Annotated in this window: 27 protein-coding genes and 3 tRNA genes; 15 read left to right on the top strand and 15 right to left on the bottom strand. The window is 39.5% G+C overall.

Annotated elements, in window-relative coordinates; translation table 11 throughout:
- Nucleotides 1–250: 250 nt before the first annotated feature.
- The 5 genes from ompR to RFW85_RS08660 all read left to right on the top strand — a co-directional run bounded on the left by ompR (nt 251) and on the right by RFW85_RS08660 (nt 4,759).
- Nucleotides 251–1,015, top strand: coding sequence for a two-component system response regulator OmpR (ompR, locus tag RFW85_RS08680; protein WP_000060753.1), 765 nt, complete (start codon nt 251–253; stop codon nt 1,013–1,015).
- A 17-nt stretch (nt 1,016–1,032) separates the two neighbouring features.
- Complete coding sequence (locus RFW85_RS08675; RefSeq protein WP_309171410.1) at nt 1,033–2,490, top strand: ATP-binding protein; 1,458 nt, start codon at nt 1,033–1,035, stop codon at nt 2,488–2,490.
- Between the two features lie 33 nt (nt 2,491–2,523).
- Nucleotides 2,524–2,646 carry a hypothetical protein gene (locus RFW85_RS08670; RefSeq protein ID WP_309171409.1) on the top strand — a complete coding sequence of 41 codons (123 nt, stop codon included), beginning with the start codon at nt 2,524–2,526 and terminating at the stop codon, nt 2,644–2,646.
- A gap of 35 nt (nt 2,647–2,681) precedes the next feature.
- Complete coding sequence (locus RFW85_RS08665; RefSeq protein WP_002116671.1) at nt 2,682–4,196, top strand: acetyl-CoA hydrolase/transferase family protein; 1,515 nt, start codon at nt 2,682–2,684, stop codon at nt 4,194–4,196.
- A gap of 131 nt (nt 4,197–4,327) precedes the next feature.
- On the top strand, nt 4,328–4,759 hold the full coding sequence (locus RFW85_RS08660; RefSeq protein ID WP_002116887.1) for a GNAT family acetyltransferase: 432 nt from the start codon (nt 4,328–4,330) through the stop codon (nt 4,757–4,759).
- A 168-nt stretch (nt 4,760–4,927) separates the two neighbouring features.
- Here the strand turns inward: RFW85_RS08660 and RFW85_RS08655 are convergent.
- The 3 genes from RFW85_RS08655 to RFW85_RS08645 all read right to left on the bottom strand — a co-directional run bounded on the left by RFW85_RS08655 (nt 4,928) and on the right by RFW85_RS08645 (nt 5,696).
- Nucleotides 4,928–5,003, bottom strand: a tRNA-Phe gene (locus RFW85_RS08655).
- A gap of 127 nt (nt 5,004–5,130) precedes the next feature.
- A tRNA-Phe gene (locus RFW85_RS08650) sits at nt 5,131–5,206 on the bottom strand.
- 106 nt (nt 5,207–5,312) lie between these two features.
- Nucleotides 5,313–5,696: a GNAT family N-acetyltransferase gene (locus RFW85_RS08645; protein WP_002116928.1), complete on the bottom strand. Its 384-nt coding sequence runs from the start codon at nt 5,694–5,696 to the stop codon at nt 5,313–5,315.
- Between the two features lie 102 nt (nt 5,697–5,798).
- On the opposite strand from RFW85_RS08645, the gene hisB reads away from it, so the two are divergent.
- The 5 genes from hisB to hisA all read left to right on the top strand — a co-directional run bounded on the left by hisB (nt 5,799) and on the right by hisA (nt 9,263).
- Nucleotides 5,799–6,392 (top strand): imidazoleglycerol-phosphate dehydratase HisB, encoded by a 594-nt coding sequence (hisB, locus tag RFW85_RS08640; protein ID WP_002116767.1) that lies wholly within the window; start codon nt 5,799–5,801, stop codon nt 6,390–6,392.
- Nucleotides 6,392–7,009 (top strand): imidazole glycerol phosphate synthase subunit HisH, encoded by a 618-nt coding sequence (gene hisH / locus RFW85_RS08635; protein ID WP_086264771.1) that lies wholly within the window; start codon nt 6,392–6,394, stop codon nt 7,007–7,009. The genes hisB and hisH overlap by 1 nt, the downstream gene beginning before the upstream one ends.
- Before the next feature lie 151 nt (nt 7,010–7,160).
- The gene (locus RFW85_RS08630) at nt 7,161–7,709 is read left to right on the top strand and encodes a DUF805 domain-containing protein (RefSeq protein ID WP_309171408.1); all 549 of its coding nucleotides are present in this window, start codon (nt 7,161–7,163) and stop codon (nt 7,707–7,709) included.
- 86 nt (nt 7,710–7,795) lie between these two features.
- On the top strand, nt 7,796–8,437 hold the full coding sequence (locus RFW85_RS08625; protein ID WP_309171407.1) for a 3'-5' exonuclease: 642 nt from the start codon (nt 7,796–7,798) through the stop codon (nt 8,435–8,437).
- Between the two features lie 94 nt (nt 8,438–8,531).
- Nucleotides 8,532–9,263, top strand: coding sequence for a 1-(5-phosphoribosyl)-5-[(5-phosphoribosylamino)methylideneamino]imidazole-4-carboxamide isomerase (hisA, locus tag RFW85_RS08620; protein ID WP_000905538.1), 732 nt, complete (start codon nt 8,532–8,534; stop codon nt 9,261–9,263).
- 56 nt (nt 9,264–9,319) lie between these two features.
- Here the strand turns inward: hisA and RFW85_RS08615 are convergent, their stop codons facing one another.
- Nucleotides 9,320–11,011 (bottom strand): ABC transporter ATP-binding protein, encoded by a 1,692-nt coding sequence (locus tag RFW85_RS08615; RefSeq protein ID WP_309171406.1) that lies wholly within the window; start codon nt 11,009–11,011, stop codon nt 9,320–9,322.
- Nucleotides 11,012–11,219: 208 nt separating this feature from the next.
- The gene (locus tag RFW85_RS08610) at nt 11,220–11,771 is read right to left on the bottom strand and encodes an XRE family transcriptional regulator (protein WP_309171405.1); all 552 of its coding nucleotides are present in this window, start codon (nt 11,769–11,771) and stop codon (nt 11,220–11,222) included.
- 98 nt (nt 11,772–11,869) lie between these two features.
- Between RFW85_RS08610 and RFW85_RS08605 the strand changes: the two genes are divergently transcribed.
- Nucleotides 11,870–12,772: a DMT family transporter gene (locus RFW85_RS08605; RefSeq protein ID WP_309171404.1), complete on the top strand. Its 903-nt coding sequence runs from the start codon at nt 11,870–11,872 to the stop codon at nt 12,770–12,772.
- A 32-nt stretch (nt 12,773–12,804) separates the two neighbouring features.
- Here RFW85_RS08605 and RFW85_RS08600 read toward each other — a convergent pair whose 3' ends face one another.
- From RFW85_RS08600 to RFW85_RS08590, 3 genes are read right to left on the bottom strand one after another with little or no spacing between them, the layout of a single operon-like run.
- Nucleotides 12,805–13,200 (bottom strand): hypothetical protein, encoded by a 396-nt coding sequence (locus tag RFW85_RS08600; RefSeq protein WP_272400530.1) that lies wholly within the window; start codon nt 13,198–13,200, stop codon nt 12,805–12,807.
- Between the two features lie 36 nt (nt 13,201–13,236).
- Nucleotides 13,237–13,866, bottom strand: a complete 630-nt coding sequence (locus RFW85_RS08595; protein ID WP_069141278.1) for a DUF1294 domain-containing protein — start codon at nt 13,864–13,866, stop codon at nt 13,237–13,239.
- A gap of 12 nt (nt 13,867–13,878) precedes the next feature.
- Complete coding sequence (locus RFW85_RS08590; protein ID WP_309171403.1) at nt 13,879–14,829, bottom strand: homoserine kinase; 951 nt, start codon at nt 14,827–14,829, stop codon at nt 13,879–13,881.
- Nucleotides 14,830–14,941: 112 nt separating this feature from the next.
- Between RFW85_RS08590 and hisF the strand changes: the two genes are divergently transcribed.
- Nucleotides 14,942–15,700 carry an imidazole glycerol phosphate synthase subunit HisF gene (hisF, locus tag RFW85_RS08585; protein ID WP_000880078.1) on the top strand — a complete coding sequence of 253 codons (759 nt, stop codon included), beginning with the start codon at nt 14,942–14,944 and terminating at the stop codon, nt 15,698–15,700.
- 40 nt (nt 15,701–15,740) lie between these two features.
- On the opposite strand, the gene RFW85_RS08580 is transcribed toward hisF, so the two are convergent.
- Nucleotides 15,741–16,379 carry a hypothetical protein gene (locus RFW85_RS08580; protein WP_309171402.1) on the bottom strand — a complete coding sequence of 213 codons (639 nt, stop codon included), beginning with the start codon at nt 16,377–16,379 and terminating at the stop codon, nt 15,741–15,743.
- 109 nt (nt 16,380–16,488) lie between these two features.
- Between RFW85_RS08580 and RFW85_RS08575 the strand changes: the two genes are divergently transcribed.
- Nucleotides 16,489–17,481: an AraC family transcriptional regulator ligand-binding domain-containing protein gene (locus tag RFW85_RS08575; RefSeq protein WP_309171401.1), complete on the top strand. Its 993-nt coding sequence runs from the start codon at nt 16,489–16,491 to the stop codon at nt 17,479–17,481.
- Between the two features lie 257 nt (nt 17,482–17,738).
- Here RFW85_RS08575 and RFW85_RS08570 read toward each other — a convergent pair whose 3' ends face one another.
- From RFW85_RS08570 to RFW85_RS08560, 3 genes are all read right to left on the bottom strand, one after another.
- Complete coding sequence (locus tag RFW85_RS08570; protein WP_031949548.1) at nt 17,739–17,981, bottom strand: hypothetical protein; 243 nt, start codon at nt 17,979–17,981, stop codon at nt 17,739–17,741.
- A gap of 45 nt (nt 17,982–18,026) precedes the next feature.
- Entirely contained in the window at nt 18,027–18,626 is a 600-nt protein-coding gene (locus tag RFW85_RS08565; RefSeq protein WP_031949549.1) for a LysE family translocator, read from the bottom strand.
- 98 nt (nt 18,627–18,724) lie between these two features.
- The gene (locus RFW85_RS08560; protein ID WP_031949550.1) at nt 18,725–19,804 is read right to left on the bottom strand and encodes a DNA/RNA non-specific endonuclease; all 1,080 of its coding nucleotides are present in this window, start codon (nt 19,802–19,804) and stop codon (nt 18,725–18,727) included.
- A gap of 255 nt (nt 19,805–20,059) precedes the next feature.
- Between RFW85_RS08560 and RFW85_RS08555 the strand changes: the two genes are divergently transcribed.
- Nucleotides 20,060–20,413, top strand: coding sequence for a hypothetical protein (locus RFW85_RS08555; protein ID WP_309171400.1), 354 nt, complete (start codon nt 20,060–20,062; stop codon nt 20,411–20,413).
- A 55-nt stretch (nt 20,414–20,468) separates the two neighbouring features.
- Here RFW85_RS08555 and RFW85_RS08550 read toward each other — a convergent pair whose 3' ends face one another.
- Entirely contained in the window at nt 20,469–22,346 is a 1,878-nt protein-coding gene (locus RFW85_RS08550; RefSeq protein WP_170248054.1) for a potassium transporter Kup, read from the bottom strand.
- A 118-nt stretch (nt 22,347–22,464) separates the two neighbouring features.
- On the opposite strand from RFW85_RS08550, the gene RFW85_RS08545 reads away from it, so the two are divergent.
- Nucleotides 22,465–22,554: transfer RNA gene (locus RFW85_RS08545), tRNA-Ser, on the top strand.
- A 69-nt stretch (nt 22,555–22,623) separates the two neighbouring features.
- Here the strand turns inward: RFW85_RS08545 and RFW85_RS08540 are convergent.
- The gene (locus RFW85_RS08540) at nt 22,624–23,082 is read right to left on the bottom strand and encodes a hypothetical protein (protein WP_309171399.1); all 459 of its coding nucleotides are present in this window, start codon (nt 23,080–23,082) and stop codon (nt 22,624–22,626) included.
- A 23-nt stretch (nt 23,083–23,105) separates the two neighbouring features.
- Nucleotides 23,106–23,220, bottom strand: a 115-nt coding sequence (locus tag RFW85_RS08535; protein ID WP_309171489.1) for a hypothetical protein, incomplete at its 5' end; no start/stop codon positions are given.

The following is a 23,220-nucleotide window of genomic DNA, read 5'->3' as shown; positions in this document are numbered from 1 at the left end:
CAATTAGTTATTACTATTGAGTAATTAGAAATTTATTGAAAATTTAACTATTTGTTGTTTTAGGTCGGTCTTTGCTAAATTATGGGCTTAAGATGTTGTTTTTTGGTTTCAAACAACCTTGAAAATTGTAATTTTGAGCAAATTGATACATAGTCTAAACAAGAACATCGGCATTATACTGAGGGCTTGTTGGCAATAAGCCTATCCGACCCAATAATATATAAATTATGACTTTAAAAGGGAGTACATCATGAGTTTAGTTGTACCTGCTGAACATCCTGAAACCGTACACAACGAAACGGATCGTGTCGAACGTATTTTAGTGGTCGATGACGATGTGCGTTTACGTACCCTCTTGCAACGTTTTTTGGAAGATAAAGGCTTTGTTGTAAAAACTGCCCACGATGCTTCGCAAATGGACCGCTTATTACAACGTGAGTTATTTTCACTTATCGTACTCGACTTTATGTTACCGGTTGAAGATGGTTTAAGTATTTGCCGTCGTTTACGCCAATCAAATATTGACACGCCAATAATCATGTTAACAGCACGTGGTAGCGATTCAGACCGTATTGCAGGTCTTGAAGCTGGTGCAGATGACTACTTACCAAAACCATTTAACCCAAATGAACTTTTAGCACGTATCCGTGCAGTATTACGTCGCCAAGTTCGTGAAGTTCCGGGCGCACCAAGCCAACAAGTTGAAGTTGTAAGCTTTGGTCCATGGTCTCTAGACTTGTCTACTCGTACGCTGACACGTGAAGGACAAATCGTTACCTTAACAACTGGCGAATTTGCAGTATTAAAAGCATTAGTACAACACCCACGTGAACCCTTAACACGCGATAAACTGATGAACTTAGCGCGTGGCCGTGAATGGGGTGCGATGGAACGTTCAATTGACGTTCAAGTTTCTCGTTTACGTCGTTTAATTGAAGATAACCCTGCACGTGCACGTTACATCCAAACTGTATGGGGTGTCGGCTATGTATTCGTTCCAGATGGTGCTGAATAAGCTTGAGATAAGATAGAGTGAGTTTAGAACCAATCGCCCCACAGAACTTTACCGATTACGTTACCTACTCAGAGCGTAAACGGACTCGGTGGGAACGTTTTCTCGACAAAATAAAGCCACGTTCTGCTGCCATGCGTACCACTATTCTGGTACTGCTGGTGGTGTTCTTTAGCTTATTTATGTCGTTATGGTTCTTTTGGCGCACTCTTTATTTACCTGAAATTCAACAGCACGCCCGTTATCTTGCGGTTGAGCTTGAGCTCGTCAACAATCCTGATATACGAATTTTTCATCGTGAAAATGAAGTCGATGTTGATGCGTGGTTGCGTAATCGAGTCGGTATTGAATACATTACCAACCCAAAAGAATATCCAAGTGTCCGAGAAAAGGTCATTGCCGAGTTTTTTACCAATCACGTCGAAAAAAAGCTGGCAAATGAGATCGGGACTAAAGACGTTACCGTTTATTTCCAGTTTAAACCGAGCCCACGCATTTGGATTCAAACTCCTGAAATGCATGGGAACTGGGTTCGTGAACCTTTAAAAACCTATGCCAATTACAGTCCTGAACTTTTAGTGGGTTGGGTCGTGGGTGTTCCATTACTGTCGGCTATCATTATTTTAATTTTGGTTCGACAGATGAACCGCCCCCTGCGTCGTTTGCAGAATGCTGCCAATGAATACAGTAAATCTGGAACCGCGCCGTACCTTGATACCAATCATGGACCACTAGAAATTCGTCAAGTAAACCAAGCCTTTAATCGTATGGTCTACACACTCGATCAGACTGAGCGTGAGCGACGTATTATGTTGGCAGGTATTTCACATGATTTACGCACTCCACTTACACGCATACGTTTAACAGCAGAGATGCTGCCTGATGAGTTTTTACGTGAAGGCTTGGTCTATGACGTAGATGACATGGATGCAATTCTTAATCAGTTCATTTCGTACATGCGCGATGGCTCAGATGAGGAGTTGAAAGACACCAATATCAACATGCTTTTGCAAGAACTTGTTGTGCAATTTAAACCTCTCGATATTCAATTCGAGATGCAGGATGTACCTATTATTCCGGCACGTAGTCTTTCTTTAAAAAGATTGATTGCCAACTTGATTAATAATGCAAAACGCTATGGTGCTGAACCAATAGAGCTCAGTGCAAAAGTTGAAAATGAATCTATTTTAATTACCGTTGCTGATCATGGTGAAGGTATTCCGGCAGATCAAATTGAAGAGTTAATGCAACCTTTTGTTCGCGGAGACTCAGCAAGAACCATTCAAGGTAGTGGTCTTGGACTGGCTATTGTTAAACGTATTGTCGATATTCATCATGGCGAGATCCAAATTCATAACCGTGAACAAGGTGGTTTAGAGGTTATTATTTCTTTACCAATCCCAAAACCGAGTACCGAAGAAAATACCACGACGAATCCTTTGGAAAAAATAAAACAAACTTTAAGTGAGCGCTTTTAATTTGATCAATCAGCAATTAAAAGCCTTGTTTTAATGATAAATAAAAGCAATAAAAATCAATTAAATAAAAACTATAAATATTATTTATACCGCCATTTATTTACAAAATTAGACCTTAGCCTAACACCTATGCACTTTTCAATTTTTCATAGCTAAAATCCCGTATGTTTTGACAATATTGAGGATGTCCAATGTCTTTAAGTCGTATTCGCCTAGCTTCTCTTCATGACAAGGTCATCAGTGCTGAACAAGCTGCGCAATTCATCGAAAATGGAATGACCGTTGGTATGAGTGGTTTTACTCGTGCCGGTGAAGCTAAAGCTGTTCCACAAGCACTTGTAGAGCATGCAAAGAAAAATCCGTTAAAAATCACGTTAATTACGGGTGCTAGCTTAGGTAATGACTTAGACAAACAACTCACGGAAGCAGGTGTTTTATCTCGTCGTATGCCATTTCAGGTAGACAACACTTTACGTCGTGCAATTAACAACGGCGAAGTTATGTTTATTGATCAACATTTATCAGAAACTGTTGAGCAAATGCGTAACCAGCAACTTAAACGTCCAGACGTTGCGGTAATTGAAGCAATTGCGATTACTGAAGATGGCGGCATTATTCCAACAACTTCTGTGGGTAACTCTGCAAGCTTTGCTATTTTTGCCGAAAAAGTTATTGTTGAAATCAACACATCTTTAAGCGAAAGCTTTGAAGGTTTGCACGACATCTATATTCCGACTTACCGTCCAACACGTACTCCAATTCCATTAACAAAAGTGGATGAGCGTATTGGTACAACGGCAATCCAAATCGATCCTGCAAAAATTGTAGGTATTGTATTTAACGATACACATGACTCACCATCAACAGTAACTCCTCCAGATGATGAGACTCAAGGCATCGCAAACCACTTAATTGCTTTCTTTAATAAAGAAGTTGCAGAAGGTCGTTTACCGAAAAACCTTGGTCCATTACAAGCAGGAATTGGTTCTATTGCCAACGCTGTATTAACAGGTTTAAAAGATTCTGATTTTGAAGATCTCATCATGTACTCAGAAGTACTACAAGACTGTACTTTTGAACTCATTGATGCAGGCAAAATGAAATTTGCTTCTGGTAGCTCAATTACCCTTTCTGCAAAATGTGGCGAAAAAGTTTTTGGCAATATCGAAGCTTACAAAGATAAATTAGTACTTCGTCCCCAAGAAATTTCTAACCATCCTGAATTGGTTCGTCGTTTAGGAATTATCGGTATTAATACTGCGCTTGAGTTTGATATTTACGGTAACGTGAACTCAACTCACGTGTGCGGCACTAAAATGATGAACGGTATTGGTGGTTCAGGTGACTTCGCTCGTAACGCTCACTTGGCGATTTTTGTAACCAAATCAATTGCTAAAGGCGGCGATATCTCTTCTATCGTACCTATGGTGAGCCACGTTGATCACAGTGAACACGACGTTGATATTTTAGTAACAGAGCAAGGTTTAGCTGACTTACGCGGTTTAGCGCCTCGTGAACGCGCTCGTGCAATTATCGATAACTGTGTACACCCACTTTATCGTGATGCATTAAATGACTACTTTGACCGTGCATGTGCTAAAGGTGGACATACCCCTCACTTACTTCGTGAAGCATTGTCTTGGCATGCGAACTTCGAAGAAACAGGTCAAATGCTTCAAGCAGCACCAGTTGCAAAATCAGCTTAAACCACTGGTTTAATTCAAGCACTCCTTCGGGGGTGCTTTTTTTATTTGTTTAAATTATTGATAAAACACTGCTCAAGTCCGAATTTTTATTTTATCTTTTGAGCACATCAAAACAAAAAGTAGAAATCCATATGTTTATTATTCGTCAATTTACAAATGCAGATCTGGATGATGTCGTTATTTTATGGGAAAGCTGTGGACTGACCCGCCCTTGGAATAATCCGGAAACCGATATTTTCAGGAAAGTCTCACAACAGGATGATTTGTTTTTAGTTGCTATTAAAGATGAGCAACTGATTGGTACGCTTATGGGCGGCTACGACGGTCATAGAGGCTGGATCAACTATTTGGCTGTTCACCCCCACCAACAACGCTTAGGAATCGCTACAGCGCTCGTTCAGCAGCTTGAGAAGCGCCTCATCGCTCGGGGTTGCCCAAAGCTTCAATTATTAGTCCGTAAAGACAATTTGAATGTATTGAATTTTTACGAACAACTTGGCTATGACGAGGTAGAAGCAGTGTGCTTAGGAAAACGACTTATTCGTGATAGTTCTCATGATTAGAACCACGTTTCAGTTGAGCCATTTTTAAAAACTTAAGGCGATATTGGGGATAATCCTCTTTGCTTGTGGATAAAATGAGATTTATACACAGGTAAAGTCTTAATCTTATTATTAAATAAACAGGCATGAAAAAAGCCCCATACATTATGAATGGGGCTTTTTTGAATATGGTGGCGAGACCCAGGATCGAACTGGGGACACACGGATTTTCAATCCGTTGCTCTACCTACTGAGCTATCACGCCGATGGCCTGTATTAAGCCGTATCTCAGAACAATAGTCAACAATTATCCTGAGTTTCTGATTTAAATGAGTATTTTTTATACTTAAAAAAAAATCCCTGATGGGATCAGGGATTGAAAACACAAATAATGGTGGCGAGACCCAGGATCGAACTGGGGACACACGGATTTTCAATCCGTTGCTCTACCTACTGAGCTATCACGCCGAAGTGGGCGTATTAAACAATGTTTATAAGAAGACGTCAAGCAACTTCCGCGTTTTTTGTAACAAGTGATTATTTTTAAATCACAACTACAAAATAATAGAAATTTTTAGTGATGTAGTTTACCAATGTGAGCCAAACAGCGATGAATCGCGCCACAGCCTGGCTCAAAAGTTTTAACACCTTTTGACTCTTCTATGCGGCAAGCTTCTTCAACTAAGCGCTCAGCTACCCCACGACCACGGTTAGCAGGGTGCACAACAATATATTCAAGAACCTTGCTTTCGCCTTGTCCTGAAGACCAAATTGCACCTATAATTTTGGTGTTAAATTCGGCAGTGTATAGCGTGGTATACTGTTGTAAATCTTGTTCAAGTTGTTCAATCGCATCGTGCCCGTCACCAAACTCCGGACTTGTATCATACAGTCGCTCAAGCTGATCGCGGATCTCTGAATTATCTAGAGAACTATAAGCATGTACGGTAATAGGCATTGATTAACCCTCCTGAGCAAACTATGATGCTGTCACGAATTCGTCACAGCGAAATTGTCGTTAACATCCAATCATTTTTGACGTTTTTTGAGGAACGTGTCCATGACGCAACGTATCAGTGAAGTGGTTAGAAATACCAATGAAACCAAAATTCGAGTTCGTTTAAATCTCGACGGTACTGGTCAAGGCACACTAAACACTGGAGTTCCATTTTTAGACCATATGATTGATCAAATCAAGCGACATGGCTTATTTGATATCGATATTCATTGTGATGGAGACCTCGAGATTGATGATCACCACACCGTAGAAGACTGTGGTATCACGCTTGGACAAGCTTTTGCCCAAGCTTTAGGCGATAAAAAAGGTTTAAAACGCTATGGTCATTTTTATGCACCATTAGACGAAGCTTTATCTCGCGTTGTTGTAGATTTATCTGGTCGTCCGGGTTTATTCATGGATATTCCATTTACCCGTGCACGCATCGGTACCTTTGATGTCGATTTATTTTCCGAGTTTTTCCAAGGCTTCGTAAACCATGCGCTTATGACCTTACACATCGATAACTTAAAAGGTAAAAATAGCCATCATCAAATCGAAAGTGTTTTTAAAGCACTTGCTCGTGCTTTACGTATGGCATGTGAAGTTGATCCACGTGCAGAAAACACGATTGCATCGACAAAAGGTAGCCTCTAATGACACGTATCGCATTGCTTGATTATGGCATGGGCAATCTACACTCAGCAGCTAAAGCACTTGAGCATGTAGGTGCAACAGTCGATGTAACCAATGACCCAAAGTTAATTGCACAAGCTGACAAAATTGTTTTTCCGGGCGTTGGTGCAATGCGTGACTGCATGCAAGGTATGCGTGAAGCAGGTATCGATGAAGTAGTACGTAAAGCCGCTTTTAATAAACCTGTTCTTGCGATTTGCGTAGGCATGCAAGCATTACTACAAAGTTCTGAAGAAAATGGCGGTGTAGACGCATTAGGTATTTTTGACGGCGTAGTAAAACATTTCCCTCAAATGGAAGGTTTAAAAGTACCACACATGGGCTGGAACCAAGTTCACCAAATGGACCCAAGCCATCCAATGTGGAACAACATCGAACAAGATGCTCGCTTCTACTTTGTACATAGCTACTATGTCGAACCAAAAGATGAAAGCTTAGTTGCCGCCACATGTGAGTATGGTGTGAATTTCTGCACAGCCATTCACAAAGATAATTTATTCGCGACTCAATTCCACCCAGAGAAAAGTCATACTGCTGGTTTGCAGTTACTTAAAAACTTTGTGGAATGGAATATTTAATCTGATTCAAAACTGAAAAAGATCAGGTCGAGATGGCCTGATCTTTTTTTTTATTTATAATAACAACTAATCATTTATAGAATGATATTTTATTCAACAAAATATTGAATATTTATACTTTTAAATAAAACCAAATGATCAGGAAAACAAAATGAATTCACCTTTTGAAAATCAGCCACTTCAACAAGATTCACCCTTTAAAGCTAGTGGTCGTTTTGGACGACTCTCTTATGCTGCTTGGACATTCTTATTTTCACTCGTGATCGGTATCGCTGTTGTCATCATCGCTTTTACTTTTGGATTTACATCTAGTCAGGAACTAACAGGCCTTTCTACGGCAGGCATGATTGTTATCGCCATTCTTTATATTTTTTGCCTCTATATAAGCTTTGTATTTACCATCCGCCGTTTGCATGACCGCAATAATACAGGATGGCTATCGTTACTGATGCTGATCCCTGCCGTAAACCTCATTTTTATGATTTATCTCTTTGCGGCAAAAGGTACGGAAGGCAATAATGATTATGGTCCGCAGCGCCCTACCCCTGGTTGGGAACGCGTTTTAGGCTGGATTTATATTGTCCTAATTCCACTTGCTTTTGTTTTTGCCATTGTTGCTACAATCATGGCTCCGACCTATGAAGGCTATGTTGAGAAAAGCGAAAGTGTGGTCATTGGTACACCTTCTCAATCTCAATAATTTTTAAAGACATTCATAAAGCCTAGTCCTCTAGGCTTTATTCATATATAAAGTAAATAGCCCAATTCATTTGTACGCTATTAAATATGTCCGAAGCCGTTGCCCTCCTTGATAAAGCCTCTATTCAGCAGCTTCCTCCTTTTGAAAATCTTAACCACCATAATATTGTGGTGATTGAAAATTTTGAGCAATGCAAAAATATTGAAGAAGAATTAAAAAACGCTGCAATTTTGGGATTTGATTCTGAGTCTAAACCTACATTTAAAGTGGGTGAAATCTCAACTGGGCCACACTTGATTCAACTTGCTACAGCACAAAAAGCCTATTTATTTCATGTCAATTCATCGACTTTAAAATTCTTGCAGCCCATTTTATCTAACCCAAAACAAATTAAAGTAGGCTTTGGCCTTAAAAATGATAAGCACATTTTTCATAAAAAAGGCATAGAGCTAGAAAGTTGTGTCGACCTTGCCAAAGGATTTAGTCACTTTGGTTTTAAACAGCAGATCGGTCTACAAAAAGCGGTAGCACTGTTATTTGGACAATATCTGGCAAAGTCGAAAAAAGTCGGGACTTCAAACTGGGCACGAAAGCCACTTACATCACAGCAAATAAATTATGCTGCCGCTGATGCTTATGCTGCATTACTGGTATTTGAAGAACTCAGAAACCAAAAACTATTACCCGCCCACATTTCACAAACGATTCAAATCGTGCTTCAGGCGTAAAGTAATAAAAGTCTTTTCTAAGGCTTAGCGATTGATCAATACTTTGCTAAGATGTGCACAATTTCATAATCATGATGAAGCAAGGAGCGGAAGCATGCTAATCATTCCAGCAATTGACCTGAAAGATGGTAAATGTGTGCGTTTAAAACAAGGGCGTATGGAAGACGATACCGTTTTCTCTGACGATCCGGTTGCAACTGCCCAGCATTGGGTAAATGAAGGTGCGCGCCGTTTGCATTTGGTTGATTTGAATGGTGCTTTCGCAGGTACTCCAATTCATAAGCCTGTTGTTGAAGCGATTGCTAAAGCTCAGCCAGAATTACCAATTCAAATTGGCGGTGGTATTCGCTCATTAGAAACGATTGAACACTATTTAGAAGCTGGTGTGACTTTTGTCATTATCGGTACTAAAGCAGTTCAAGAGCCTGAATTTGTAGAAGAAGCTTGTAAACGCTTTGCTGGTCACATCATTGTTGGTATTGATGCCATGAATGGTATGGTTGCAACTGATGGCTGGGCAAACGTTACTGATGTGAAAGCAACTGATTTAGCGAAACGCTTTGCAGATGCGGGCGTGTCTAGCATTGTTTACACGGACATTGCACGTGACGGCATGATGCAAGGTGTAAATGTTGAGCAAACTGTAAACTTGGCTCAATACTCAGGTTTACCAGTAATTGCTTCTGGTGGTGTAACCAACCTTGATGACGTTCGTAACTTAAAAGGCCAACCGGGCATTTTAGGTGCGATTACAGGCCGCGCAATTTATGAAGGTACTTTAAATCTTCGTGAAGCTCAGCTTTTGTTAGATGAAAACCGTCTTTAATTTTTAAGATGTAAAAAAAGAGCCGCTTTAGGCTCTTTTTTATTTTTTGATTATCTTTAGTTTAATAACTTTTCTAAATCGATTACCTCATCCGCAATTTCCATCGCATACGGTGAATGCGTAATCATGATCACGGATGGAACAACCTGCTGAATATATTCAAGTATATTTTTTGCAGTATCTACATCCAAGGCGGCAGTCGGTTCGTCTAGGATGATGAGCTGCGGGCGAGCTAAAAGACCTCGAAGAATGCAAATTCTTTGCTTTTCTCCTCCTGAAAAATTCTTATAAATTTCAGTCAAATCATCATCGAGCGTTAGTTGATGCTTTTTCAAAATATGTAATAGATTAAATTGATCAAGCATCTGAAGTAAGTAAGAATCCTCATATATGTGCGAGGAGTTATAAACTAAATTATCTCTAAGGGAATAAGGAAAAATAACTGGTTGCTGTGCAACGTAAACAACCTCATCAAAAATATGCTTAGAGAAATTTTGGCTAATATCAATATTCTTATAGCAAAGCTGCCCTGATTGAATCTGGTAGACACCCATTAAATAATTCATTAGAGAAGTTTTTCCCAAGCCAGTTTGCCCAATCACTACATACGTTTTATTGGGTAATATTTTTAAATTAAAATGATCTACGGCTCGTTTCCCAAGTAAAAATTTAGCATTTATAAATTGAAAGAGAACGTTAGAGTCTTGAATGATAGAATGCGTATAATTTTCTTTATTGAGATCAAAGTATTTTCGATATTTTGCTAAGGCGACAAAGTTGCCATTTAAACGCATCAAGCTTTGAGAAACCGCTAAAAATGGATTGGTGAGTTGAATAATATAGGTACTTATCAATACAAAAGCACCCGGTGTAAGCTGCTTTTCAGTTGAAAGAAATACGGTGAATAACATAAAAAAGAGTAAAAAAAGAAAGATCAGGAACAATTGAGAAATCATCAATAGCCCTATTTTCTTGTTCCTATCTTTAGCTGTTTTGATGAATGAGTCTAATGTGGTATTAAATTTTGATAATTGGAACGGTACTGCATTTTTTACTTTAATTTCATATGAATTCGAGATCTGATGTATCAAATGGCTATTTACCTGATTATCTTGTTGATACATCGAATCGAATAAAGAACTGCTTGTTTTATTTATATGAAATGAAACTAGGAAAATAATGATAGCTATTAATAAAAAGCTAATACTAAAGACTAGGCTAATGGTGGTAAATAGAACTGCAAAAATCATCGCCAATTGAAAAATAATTGGCCCCAAATGAAGAAGTAAAGTTAAATTAATCTCACCAAAAGCAGAACTTCCTCTTGCGAGATCACTGATTACTGTTCCAGCTTCAATTTGATCTTGTTCATCTTTTTTAAGATTTAAATAATTTTTTAAGCCTGCAAAAATTAATGCTCCTTTGAAATCAACCATCAAATAAGCACTAAAAATATTTTGCGTCCAATGGCATAACTCATTCACCAACCATGCAGTCGCATAAGCAAGTACGAGTAGATATAAAAAATTAAATGGGATTTGAATATTGAGGAAAAAGTTATATTCGTGTGCAGAATAGTCGATAATAATTTTCAGCAGGTATGGCAACAATGTTGTAAAGAATGCTGAAAACATCACTAATAAAAACATGAGAAACATACTACTCTTCTGTTTCTTATAATTTTCTTTAGAAACCTGCCATATAAATTTATAGTTCTGAATATCTTGCGAACTTAATAAAAATTTCATTTCTGTATCTTTTTTTCTATTAAACCGAATTAAAAATAATTTCATTACACAAGAAATATTATAACTTGCCTTATTTACTCTTATTCATATTTTTTTGTTTAAATTGAATTCGTAGGTTTTTAAGATAGGTCATATGCATCATATATGCCTTCAATAAACTGCATAAATTTTAAAAACATATATTTTATTAAAAAGCTTAAATTCCAAATCAATACACCACATTACGAGTAAATTTAAGCACTTGGTTACCACTATTGATATAGGTATAAGTAACAGAACTTTCAAAAATGAAAGATGAACCAGCAGGTATTATTTTTTTGCTGTCTGTAAATTGTATGGTCAACTCACCTTCTAGTACGTAAATAATTTCCTGCCATCCATCTGCATCTGCTTCCGCAACGTAAGACTCCCCTACAGCCAAGGACCATATCCAAAGTTCAACTTGGGAACGAGATGGAACTGAAGCGAGTAAGGTTGCTTTACTTTCTTCATCTTCACCCTGCCAAGCGAGTGCATTTACTACGGGATGTTCTTTATGCTCAGGTGCAGTCACAATCGTTTTAAAATCCACACCCAGCACTACCGCAATCGCATCGAGTTTGGCCAAACTAATATTGACCTGCCCTGTTTCCAAAGCAGCAATGGTACGTCTACTCACTCCGGCCTGATCTGCCAAATCTTGCTGGCTCAAATCTCGTTCATCTCTTAAGGAACGAATATTTGTGCCTACGTGCTGTAAAACGGTACTCGACTGGCTCATAAATTAAAGTAGTAAATAAAATATGAGCAATATATTGCACAAAACAAAAGAATAGCGCAATATGTGCAGTATATTGCACAATTTATATTAATTTGAGTATGTCGCCAATTTCTCTGAGTTCAAGCAAAGCCCCACAGTTAGCACTCATTTTGATTACGATCATTTGGGGTGGAACATTTCTTACTGTGCAGTATGCACTGAATTTTTCATCGCCTATGTTTTTTGTAGGTTGCCGTTTTGCTGTCGCGGCTCTTACTTTGCTTGTTATTTCATTAAAAAGTATGAAAGGTGTTACGTTAAAAGACTTAGGTGCGGGTTGTGCGATTGGACTTGTAATTGCGGCAGGCTATGGCACCCAGACCATTGGCCTACAAACCATTCCGAGTAGTGAATCCGCTTTTTTAACAGCGCTTTATGTACCGCTTGTTCCTATTTTAATGTGGCTCATCTTTCGAAAAACTCCACACATCATGACTTGGGTGGGAGCAGCTTTGGCTTTTACTGGTCTTGTTTTATTGACGGGAAATGGTTTTAAGCAAATTTCCTTAAGTTTTGGACAGCTTTTAACAGTACTCGGCGCCTTTGCGATTGCTTTAGAAATTATTTTTATTAGCTACTTTGCCGGAAAGGTAAATTTACGCCGCGTCACAATCATTCAACTTGGTGTGGCGTCTCTACTTTCTTTCGCCATCATGCCTATGGTAGGTGAACATACGATTCCTGCATTTTCATGGCCCCTAGTACTCATTGCTGTTGCATTAGGTTTAGCAAGTGCACTTATTCAATTTGTTATGAACTGGGCTCAACGTGTGGTTGATCCTTCACGTGCTGCAATTATCTATGCAGGCGAACCTGTTTGGGCAGGCATTATTGGTCGAATTGCAGGGGAGCGTTTGCCATTGATTGCCCTTTTTGGGGGGGCGTTAGTGGTCTTAGGTGTTTTAATCAGTGAGTTAAAAATTAAACTACCAATTAAAAAAAATAAAAGTGTTCAAGAGTAAAAAAGAGAGCTTAAAGCTCTCTTTTTTATTTATTAAGGTTGATACATCGGACGGTTATCGTTTAACGCAATCAAACCACGAATGGCACGATATACAATCCAGATCCATGCTGCTGCAATAACACCTACACAAAAAACAGTCGATGAAATGGCAACGCCTGCAAATAAATCGGTATTTTCGCCCGTAAAGAACAAGAAGATAAACGGCAAAAAGGCAATAATATTCCAAGCCAAATACCACCAAAATGTTCTGATTTGCCATGTAAAGTGACTCGCAAAAATAGAGCCTTGTACATCAGAACGTTTTACGTAGTTAATAATTAAAGCAATAACCGCAAGTAAGCCACCTGTAAAAATGGCAACAATATAAAGTACATATAAAATAAGTGTTAAAGTACGATTTGGATCTTGGTCGATAGAACTATTCATTTTTATACCTCTCAAGTTTAATAAAACGATTTACTTTTATGAGCCACGCAATACATTTAAGGGAGAAATTAGCCACAAAATCAAAAGTAAATGAAAGAATATGGTACAAAAATAAATCTTACGAAAGGGTTGTTTTTGTGTTTTATGTCTCAGTTTTTGTTGTGCCCACCATGCAGCTGGCCAACCTCCTAGAAAGCTAACAATGTGCAATGTTTGTTCAGGTACACGGCGATTACCTAATTGTGCGGCTTCTTTGTCTTGTGAATAAAGCCAATAACTCAACACATTCATCATTAAGACGAACAATAAAGTATAAGCTGGCAGAACATGAATAAAACTCATAATGCCCATTAAAACGAAATAAAACACAATCCCCATTTGCATTACAGACAATGGGCTGGCTTGAAATGAAGATTCTGCTTTTGCAGTTTTTGAAGCTTTCCGGGTTTGAGATGCCTTTAAATAAGTGACCTGCTGAGCACGAAAACGGCCTCTTTCGTCGAGAATCACCCGATATTCCAGTGCACAGCCAATAATTGGCCGAGGTCCGGGGCGTGCAAAATCTTTGATATGCAAAAAGACTCGCTCTTTTTCAGCATCATCTGGCTGAATAAAGCCATATCCTTTTTCGTCGAACCATTCGACTAAACGCCCCTGATCTCGCATCTTTATTCCCTTTTATGCTTTTACATGGCTTAAACGATCTTGCATCATTGCTCGCATTTCTTGCGGGTCTTTTTGCAAAATGTCATCACCGGTACGTCCTTCTTCTTTATTTTTTTGAGCAACTTGCAAACGCATTGACCAAAAACGGCATGCTGCCATTGCCAAGAATACATCTAAACATGCTAGCTCATCTGATGTAAGCGCACGAACTTTTTGGTATGCCGCTAAGTAAGCTGCGACTTTGTCTGAGTTTAAGTGTGCTGCTGGATATTCGGTACAAAAATCATTGATAGTAATCGCAATATCAAATAGCATTTCATCTTGATTTAACTCATAAAAATCTAGAATACCTTGTAATTGCTCACCTTCAAACAAAGTATTGTCACGGAACAAATCAGAGTGAATAAAACCTGTTGGTCGATTTGGATACTGCGCTGTTTTCTCATTAAAAGCTTGATAGACCTGTTCAAGTAAATTTTGGTCATCTTGCGTCATGCTTGGTTTAAGCTGCTCTGCAACACCTGTCCAATATTGATGATCACGGCGATATTCACGTTCAAGCGGAAAATCTTGCAAAGCGACATGCAGTTTTGCCTGTGCATCTGCAATTGCAGCAACTTGGGCTACTGTAGTTTGCATGGGATGGTGGCCCATAAGACGTGGTGCAATTTGTGCAGGTTTACCCGCAATAAAATGAACCGCTTGGCCGCTGTGCTTTAATGGCACGGCAACGGGTACATCATGAGTACCTAATTGCTCAAGCACAGGAATGAGTTCGCCTGCACCTTGTGCATCTAACTCTTCAAATACGGTGAGTACATATTGTTTGCGGTTTACATCAACCAGAAAATAATTGGTGTTTTGAATACCTCCCTGAATTGGGTTCAGCTCTAACACCTCTAATCCATAAGGTGCAGCAAAGGTGCGAACTTCATCTAAACTCAACGGGGTATAAACCGACATGGAAAACCTGCAAAAAACATCTGTGAAGTTTGATAGAATACCTCTTCCCTCCATGAAGGTGTAGCGCCTGTGTAGGAACTTTCACCAACGGCGATTATTTTTGGAAAAAGCTATGCTTGCTAAACGTATTATTCCTTGCCTAGACGTTGATAACGGACGCGTAGTTAAAGGCGTTCAATTCCTCGATATTCGTGATGCTGGCGACCCTGTTGAAGTGGCACGTCGCTATAACGAACAAGGTGCAGACGAAATTACTTTCTTAGACATTACCGCTACACATCATGGACGCGATACCACTTACCGTACTGTTGAGCGTATGGCTGAGACTGTATTTGTGCCATTAACTGTCGGTGGTGGTGTACGTAAGGTTGAAGATATTCGTGCGTTATTAAATGCAGGTGCAGACAAAGTGAGTATTAACTCGGCTGCCGTATTTAATCCGGAATTTGTTCAAGAAGCTTCTCAGCATTTTGGCGCACAATGCATTGTGGTTGCGATTGATGCCAAAAAAACTGGCGATAACAAATGGGAAATCTTTACTCACGGTGGACGTAAACCAACGGGTATTGATGCCATTGAATGGGCTGTAAAAATGGCTGACTACGGTGCGGGTGAGTTACTCATTACCAGTATGGACGCCGACGGTACTAAAGCGGGTTATGACATTGCGTTAATGCGTGCTATTAATGACCGCGTTACCATTCCAACGATCGCTTCAGGTGGTGTAGGTAACTTACAACACCTTGCAGACGGTATTTTACAAGGTGGTGCCGATGCAGTATTGGCAGCAAGTATTTTCCACTTTGGCCAATATACCATTCCAGAAGCTAAACAATATTTAGCTGAACAAGGCATCGAAATGCGCTTGTAAGTTTATTGATATTTAAAGGGGCGATATGCCCCTTTATTTTTTATGCGGCACCGTCTACAACATTCAGATCACCAATGAGTTGAGGCTTTTCTTTTTTCTCGACCCATTTTGCAGGAAAGATTTTTTCTACAGCTTGAGATAAAGGTTTAGCAAGCGCAGTAGGTAACCGTATACCCAAAGGGTTTTGTTCTTTTAAATCTGCCGAAGACACCACCCGTGTTCCCATTACATAATCAAACCAAGGCTTGGTCACACACCAGTTGGCATCTTGGTTAGAGTTCATATGGTGGTCGTAATGCCATGGAATTTTACGCTTTGCCCAGTCAGGCTCTAAATGTGCACGGCGATGAATATAATAATAATTTCCAGCACTGTACCAAGCTGCGAGTGCCATACCTTTTGAAAAAGGGTAAAAAATTGCACTTGAAACGGTTGCCACCACAGCAAGCGAAATTAACTCATTTTTAGTTCGCCAGTTTCCCACGCCTTCCACATAGCAATCATCATGAAATTGTTGTTTACGGACTTCACGATGGTGTGCCCAATGAGATTCCATGCTTTTTGGCACTGGGCTATAACGTGGTTTTCCAGCACGGTGTACACCATGCAAAATATATTTGTGAGCTACCCATTCAAATGCATTCGCAACTGCAATTCCTGCAGTAAACCCTTTTAACATCACCTAACTCCTTTTTCTTTTTATTCAGCATATAAAATTCGTTATGCTAGGTATTGACCAGAATTTATGGTTTCATTGACAAATCACGACAAGAAAGAGGTGGTTAGGGATGCCACAACTAAAAAATTATACAGGCTCAGTGTATGGAGGACTGGGGCATCTTTTAAAAGCTTATTGCGAAGCCAATGAATTAGCTATTCCAGAACAATTAGAACAAATTCAAAATCTGGAACGCTTTGACTATGTGGTTTGGCGTGACCTATTAGAAGTGATTTATAAACTACACCCGAAGCCGGGATTAGGCCTAGAAATTGCCAAATATGTACAACCCAAACATTTAGGCATTATTGCCTACCTTGCTCTCTCTTGCGACAACTTAGGTGAAGCCTTAATTCGTTACCATGATTTTCACCGTCTGATTTATGACGGTAGCCCTTTAGTGGTTGAACTCCATGGACAATATGCTTCTATTCGTTGGGAAGCGACTGAGTTACACCCCACTCAGCTTACTGATGAAATCGCGATTGCGTTGGTGATTCAGTTCTTGCGTCTTTTTATGTCTCATGAAGATGTACAGTTACATGAAGTGCGTTTCTTAAATGCTGCCCCTAAAAATATCAGAGTCTATGAACAATATTTTCAATGTCCCGTTCGTTTTAGCCAGCCCCGTACAGAGTTACTCATTCCAATTACAGAAATTCATAAGCCACTTAGCAGCGCCGACCACACCTTACAGCAACTATTGGTTCAGCAAGCACAAGCACTTTTAGAACAATTACCAAATTCGACCCAACTTGATCAGCGTTTACAGCATTCGATTTTGACTGGTCTACAAAAGAATCAATATCAAATTGAATATATTGCCGCTCAATTAGGCCTATCAATTCGACAACTCCAAAGACACTTACAGCAACAAGGCACCACCTTTCAGGAACGCGTTCAGCAAGTGCGGTTTATGCTCGCAACCGAGTATTTAAAAGACCCACATTTAAGCTTGCAAGAGATTGCACTTTTGCTTTGTTATTCAGAACAAAGTGCCTTCCAGAGAGCATTTAAACATTGGACTCATCAAACACCACAACAATGGCGAGATCAAAATTAAATAAAAAATTCATATTTTAAGGCTATGGCTGTAATTGGTGCGATTATTTATAAGGTGGTTGCTGGAGATAAGGATTAACTGCACGACCTCAAGTACCGTTTTCACTCAAGTTGTAGTTGTGTAGGTAATGCCTCACTTTTGAGTGAGCAAAAGTGACAAAACTCATTCGTTTCACTGACGTTACTTCCATGTAACGCAGTGAAACAGGCGGCATCCATGCCGCCGTCGCGATAGCAAACTGAGTAAAATAATAGTTATTACAAAAACGGATTATTAATTTCTTGTTCAGCTGGACGTTCAATTTTCTCAGGCAATTCTTCTTTTTCCAAAGCTGCAACTACATCTTTTAAAAAGTTCTGTAAGGCTTTGGCCTGTTCTAAACCGACTTTGTCTTTGGTAATTTGCAAGTTGCCATAAATACTGACGCAATCGACATCATTTTCTAATGTTAAGTCTTCAATCGATGAAGACTCTGTACCCTTTTCAAATGGCTTAAACATAAGTGTTGTCTCGTTGTTATATATTCACAGTGTAATACGATCAATTTAAAAAAAATCGATCAAAATTAAAAGTGCCGATAAAATTAAGAAAGCGCCCATCAAGATATTAAAATATTTCAAACGGTTGCCCTGATTAAGCACCACTGAAAATTTATCACCACATAGTCCCCAAAAGAACAAACACGCGTAGCAAGTGAAAAAATAAATAACGATAAAGATCGGCAACGACTCTGGGTTTTCAATGCTAGTAAACATGGTAATGCCTGACACACAAGCCAACCAAGCCTTGGGGTTGAGCCACTGTAGCAAAAAACCATCTTTAAAATTAGGAATAATAATTTGCTCTACAGGAGCACTTGAAATGGAAATATTAGCGGCAGCAAGAATAATTTTTATGCCGATATAACAAACAAATAGCGTTCCGCAAACTGCGAGAACTTTTAGCACAACAGGAAACTGAGTTAATAAACTCTGAAGACCAAATGCCATAAAAATTAAAAGTAAGGTAAAACCAATTGTGGCCCCTGAAATATAGGGAATCGATCTTTTTAAACCGTGATTTAAACTGGTCGATAAAATGACTGTATTGACTGGGCCTGGGGTAATAGACATTGCAAATGAAAAAAGAAACATCGAGGCAAACATTGTTATTGTCCTTATTAAAATAGAATCCATAGACAGATCTGTCTATGGATTCTATTTTAAACAATTACGATGTTGCAATAACAATCAAAAAAATCTGCTTATTTCATTATTTGCAAGAAGTAGTTCACCAATGCTTCAACCAGTTGCTTCACAATAGCTTGGCGTGTTTCTTCGTCAATCGTTGGAACTTTTGCTTCCATCGGTTCTGTAGAGCCACTTTTTTGCTTTTTAAACTGGTCTTGTAGCGCTTGAATTTGGTCAGCATTTAAGTCTTGTTCACACTGACTTTCACCATCCCAGTGTAAATAGTCTAACTTTTGATTTGCCTTAACTTGACTAGCTGCTAAAGGTAGGCGATAGACATTACGCTTTTGTTGCTCGGTTAACTGCGGAAATAGGTTAACGCCTAAGCGCTCCTCAAGGTAGCAAACACTCACAACTTTTACTTGTAGAGAGTTATTATTAGGTGCGTAATAAGCCCCAATCGCGCCAGTTTTTGGCATATAGACCGCTTTATAAACGGCTGTTGGTACAATCACACCCTGTCCAATCGTTTTAAGACGTTTGCCTTCAAAAACAGGGCCTGTCACCACATAAACATCTTGTTTTTGTTTAGTGGCAATAGCACGAGTCGCTTCTTCGAGCTTACGCCAGACTTCTTGGTTATTTTTAGGTGCTTGCGGTACCATATTGCTGAGCGAGAAACTATCAGATTGGGATTCTTTATTTGACATATCACCATTAGGTGCCATATGCCCACGGTCATAGCCTGAACCGCGATAGTCACTTAACAGTGCCCGATGCTTTTGAGGAACACGCGTTTCTTCATGGAAGTTATCTTCACGTTTAATTTTGACACTCAAACGTTCTGCATTTAAATGCTCAGCCGACCATAATGGTGTTTTAGAAATGCCTGAATAGAGGACATTAAAACCGTTAAAGCACAGTGGATAGCTGTCTTTTTTTAGGCTGTCTTTATTTAAAGCAGGCGGAACTTCTCGATAAAACTGGTTAAGACAAGTCGAGTTAGTACTTAAAGGCGAAAACCACTGCGAAATCTTTTCACTACCGAAAGCAATTACAAAGCTTCCGGCTGCAATACAAGCAAGAATAATCTTGCCAAAATGCTCACTTAGAGAGAATGAATTTTTACCTTTACTGCGTTTTTTACTTGCCATGTTTCTATCAATACTACTGTCCAGACGCAGCTTAACAATCCTGCTTTTTTAAGTATATCTCTTATCTTTCATATGGTTAAAACATGGTCATCTTTTTTGTAACTCTATTTCCCATTACGTAACAATCTGTTGGAATTATGAGAGCCTTTGGCTATTGAATTGCGCCAATTGCGTATCTTTCGTTGAAAAACACTGATTGCTTATGACATGGTTAGCTCCACAAATTTGGATAAAAATATAATCGGAGTCCACTTAATGATCCATTCAAAGATTATTGGTATTGGCGTAATCACGGGATTATGTAGTATGGCCGCTTTGGCTGAACCAGCAGTCCAGCCAGGAGATACTTTAGAAAGTTTGTCTAAAGTAAAAGTAACCACAACAGTAAATGGCCAACCAGGCTCTATTAGCGATTTAGTCAATAGCGGACAAGTACAGCAAGTTTCTGCTGCACCAACTGATGCAGTGCCACCTGCACCGAACCAAGCGCCTCCAGCGCCACAAGATCCGAACACTCCACCGCCTCCGGCAGATCCAAGTCAGTCGGCAGACCCGATGGCAAAAGATGGTGCTTTACCAGCAAATGCACCTATGCAACAAGCTCAATAAACAGAGCCATAAAAAAACCAAGACTTATGTCTTGGTTTTTTTATTACATCAATTTTTATATTTCGATTTGGCTACCTAACTCAACCACACGGTTGGTTGGAATCTGGTAGAAGTCACTCACCGGACTGGTATTACGCTGCATAGAGATAAACAGTTTTTCTCTCCATGGAGACATACCATCGCCCACCGAATGCACAATACGATCACGGGAAATGAAGAAGCTGATGTGCATCAAGTCATACTCAAGACCAAGCTGTTCATAGGCTTGCATCAATGCTTTTGGTACATTCATTTCATCTTTAAAACCGTAGAAGATTTTAATACGGAAGAAATGTTCAGCTAATGTTTCTGTCGTAATACGCTCTTCAGGTTCAACATAAGGCACATCTTCAATCACTACAGTGACCAAGATATTACGCTGATGCAGCACCTTGTTATGCTTAATGTTATGCAGCATGGCATGTGGCACAACGTTTGGCGTACCCGTCATAAATACTGCATCACCCGGCACCCAGTGCACGCTATTACCAATACTTTTTACAAACAAATCGAGTGACAAGGTATCGTGTTCAAGCTTGGCAAAAGTAAGCTCACGGCCACGTTTCCATGTCATTAAGATGGTCACGGCAATCGCACCAATCAGTAATGGCACCCAACCGCCCGACAAGATTTTAAGTGAAGTTGCACCGACCAATACCGACTCTAAAACAAAGAATGGAATAATCAGGAGCAGCACTTTTGGCAAGCTCCACTTCCAAGCTGAGTAGATAAACACCGCAACCAAAATCGTGTCACACAGCATGGTTAAGGTCACAGCTAAACCATATGCACTTGCAAGGTTAGAACTGCTTTTGAAGATCAAGATTAGGATAATAATTGCGATTAAAAGTAACCAGTTTAAGAAAGGAATATAAATCTGGCCTTCTTCAGATTCAGAAGTATGTTTAATACTTAAACGTGGTAAATAACCCAATTGAATCGCTTGGCGAGCAAGTGAAAACACCCCAGAAATTACGGCTTGAGAAGCAATTACCGTTGCCATGGTCGCCATAATAATCATTGGGTAAAGTGCCCACTGCGGCACCAATAAATAGAATGGGTTTTCAATTGCCGCTGGGTCTCTGAGCAATAATGCGCCCTGTCCTGCGTAGTTTAAAACCAAGCATGGTAACACCACAAAGAACCATGCCATACGAATTGGTACTGGTCCGAAGTGGCCCATATCCGCATAAAGTGCTTCACCACCAGTTACCGTTAACACCACAGCGCCCATAATGAAAAAGGTCATTACTGGATGATGATAGATAAACTGAATGGCCCAGTGTGGACTGAACATACCCAACACCACAGGGGTCTGAATAACACTGTGAAGGCCTAATAATCCTAAAGATAAAAACCACACCATCGTGATCGGGCCAAAAAACTTACCGACAAAGGCCGTACCGTGTTTTTGTACCAAAAACAACGAGATGATAATGGTAATCGCAATCGGCATGATGAACGGGTCAAATACATCGGTGGCAATAGACAAGCCTTCGACGGCTGACAATACCGAAATGGCTGGGGTAATAATACCGTCACCAAAAAACAGCGATGCGCCGATAAATCCAATGGCAATCATGTAGATTTTTTTGTTGTCGGCAATTTTGGCTTTACGTAAGTTCAATGCGAGTAAGGCCATGATCCCGCCTTCGCCGTTGTTGTCTGCACGCATGACAATCGCGACATACTTGATGCTGATGATCAGCATTAAGCACCAAAAAATAATAGATAAAATTCCTAATACGTTTTCAGGCTGAATTCCCAACCCATGCGCTGCATGGAAGGACTCTTTCAAGGCATAGAGCGGACTTGTTCCGATGTCTCCAAAGACCACTCCAAGAGCTGCCAAAGCCGTGGCAGGCAAGGTCGCTTTTTTGGCCGTATTTTGCATTGTGTAATTAAACCAATATGATTTTTAGCGCAATCTTATCACCTCTATTATTTTTTTTCTGTAATGCTCGTCTTAAATCTTGGCAGGACTCGTTTTTTTAGTTACTATCGCACGCCTTGGTGAGGTGTCCGAGTGGCTTAAGGAGCACGCCTGGAAAGTGTGTATACGTTTGCGCGTATCGAGGGTTCGAATCCCTCTCTCACCGCCAGAATTCAAAAAAGACCTAAATCATTTTGATTTAGGTCTTTTTTATTCACTAAATATTTTATTATCCCAATTAAGCCCCACTACCTAACTCAGTAACGAGCCAATTAGATTTTGGATCCTTTTTTACAACAGTTACAAACACAATATAGGTTCCCGCAGGGTTACCAGCAAGATCTGCATGTACTGTTTTTATCTTTATGACGAGTAAAATCATTTTATAAAATTGTTGATAATAATCAGGTCTATTTTTTGCTGAGTCGTAACGAACTTTTAGCACTTCTATAACTTTTGAGTTTTTATAAATTTGGGGTATTTCAGCATTTCGTATATTTAAGTTCTCGCCTGACCAAACATATTTGTATGCTGTAGCTGAGTCTCCATTAGAAAGTGAATTAAAAAAGGAAATAGCAACTCGACTTGCCTGTTCTTTTTCAACGTTAGTCTTTTTCTCGTATGCCTCAAGGACTGCAAATAAACTTAATCCAGCAAGAAGTAATCCGATAGTTATAAAGATTCTAGGCTTTAGCATTTGGTTTCCTTGGGAGAATACGTTTAGACTTCACATTCCACCCGTTTCCATACCGCTCCATCCTTTAAATCCGCTTTTTGAAACTTATACAAACCCATAAAACGGTACATAGCCCGACTGATCCTAGACAGTATCGTG

Origin of the sequence: Acinetobacter sp. 12966, assembly GCF_031196995.1 — a bacterium.
Taxonomy (GTDB): Bacteria; Pseudomonadota; Gammaproteobacteria; order Pseudomonadales; family Moraxellaceae; genus Acinetobacter; species Acinetobacter geminorum.
The sequence above is the reverse complement of the archived record's forward strand: the minus strand, read 5'-3'. Positions and strand labels throughout refer to the sequence as shown.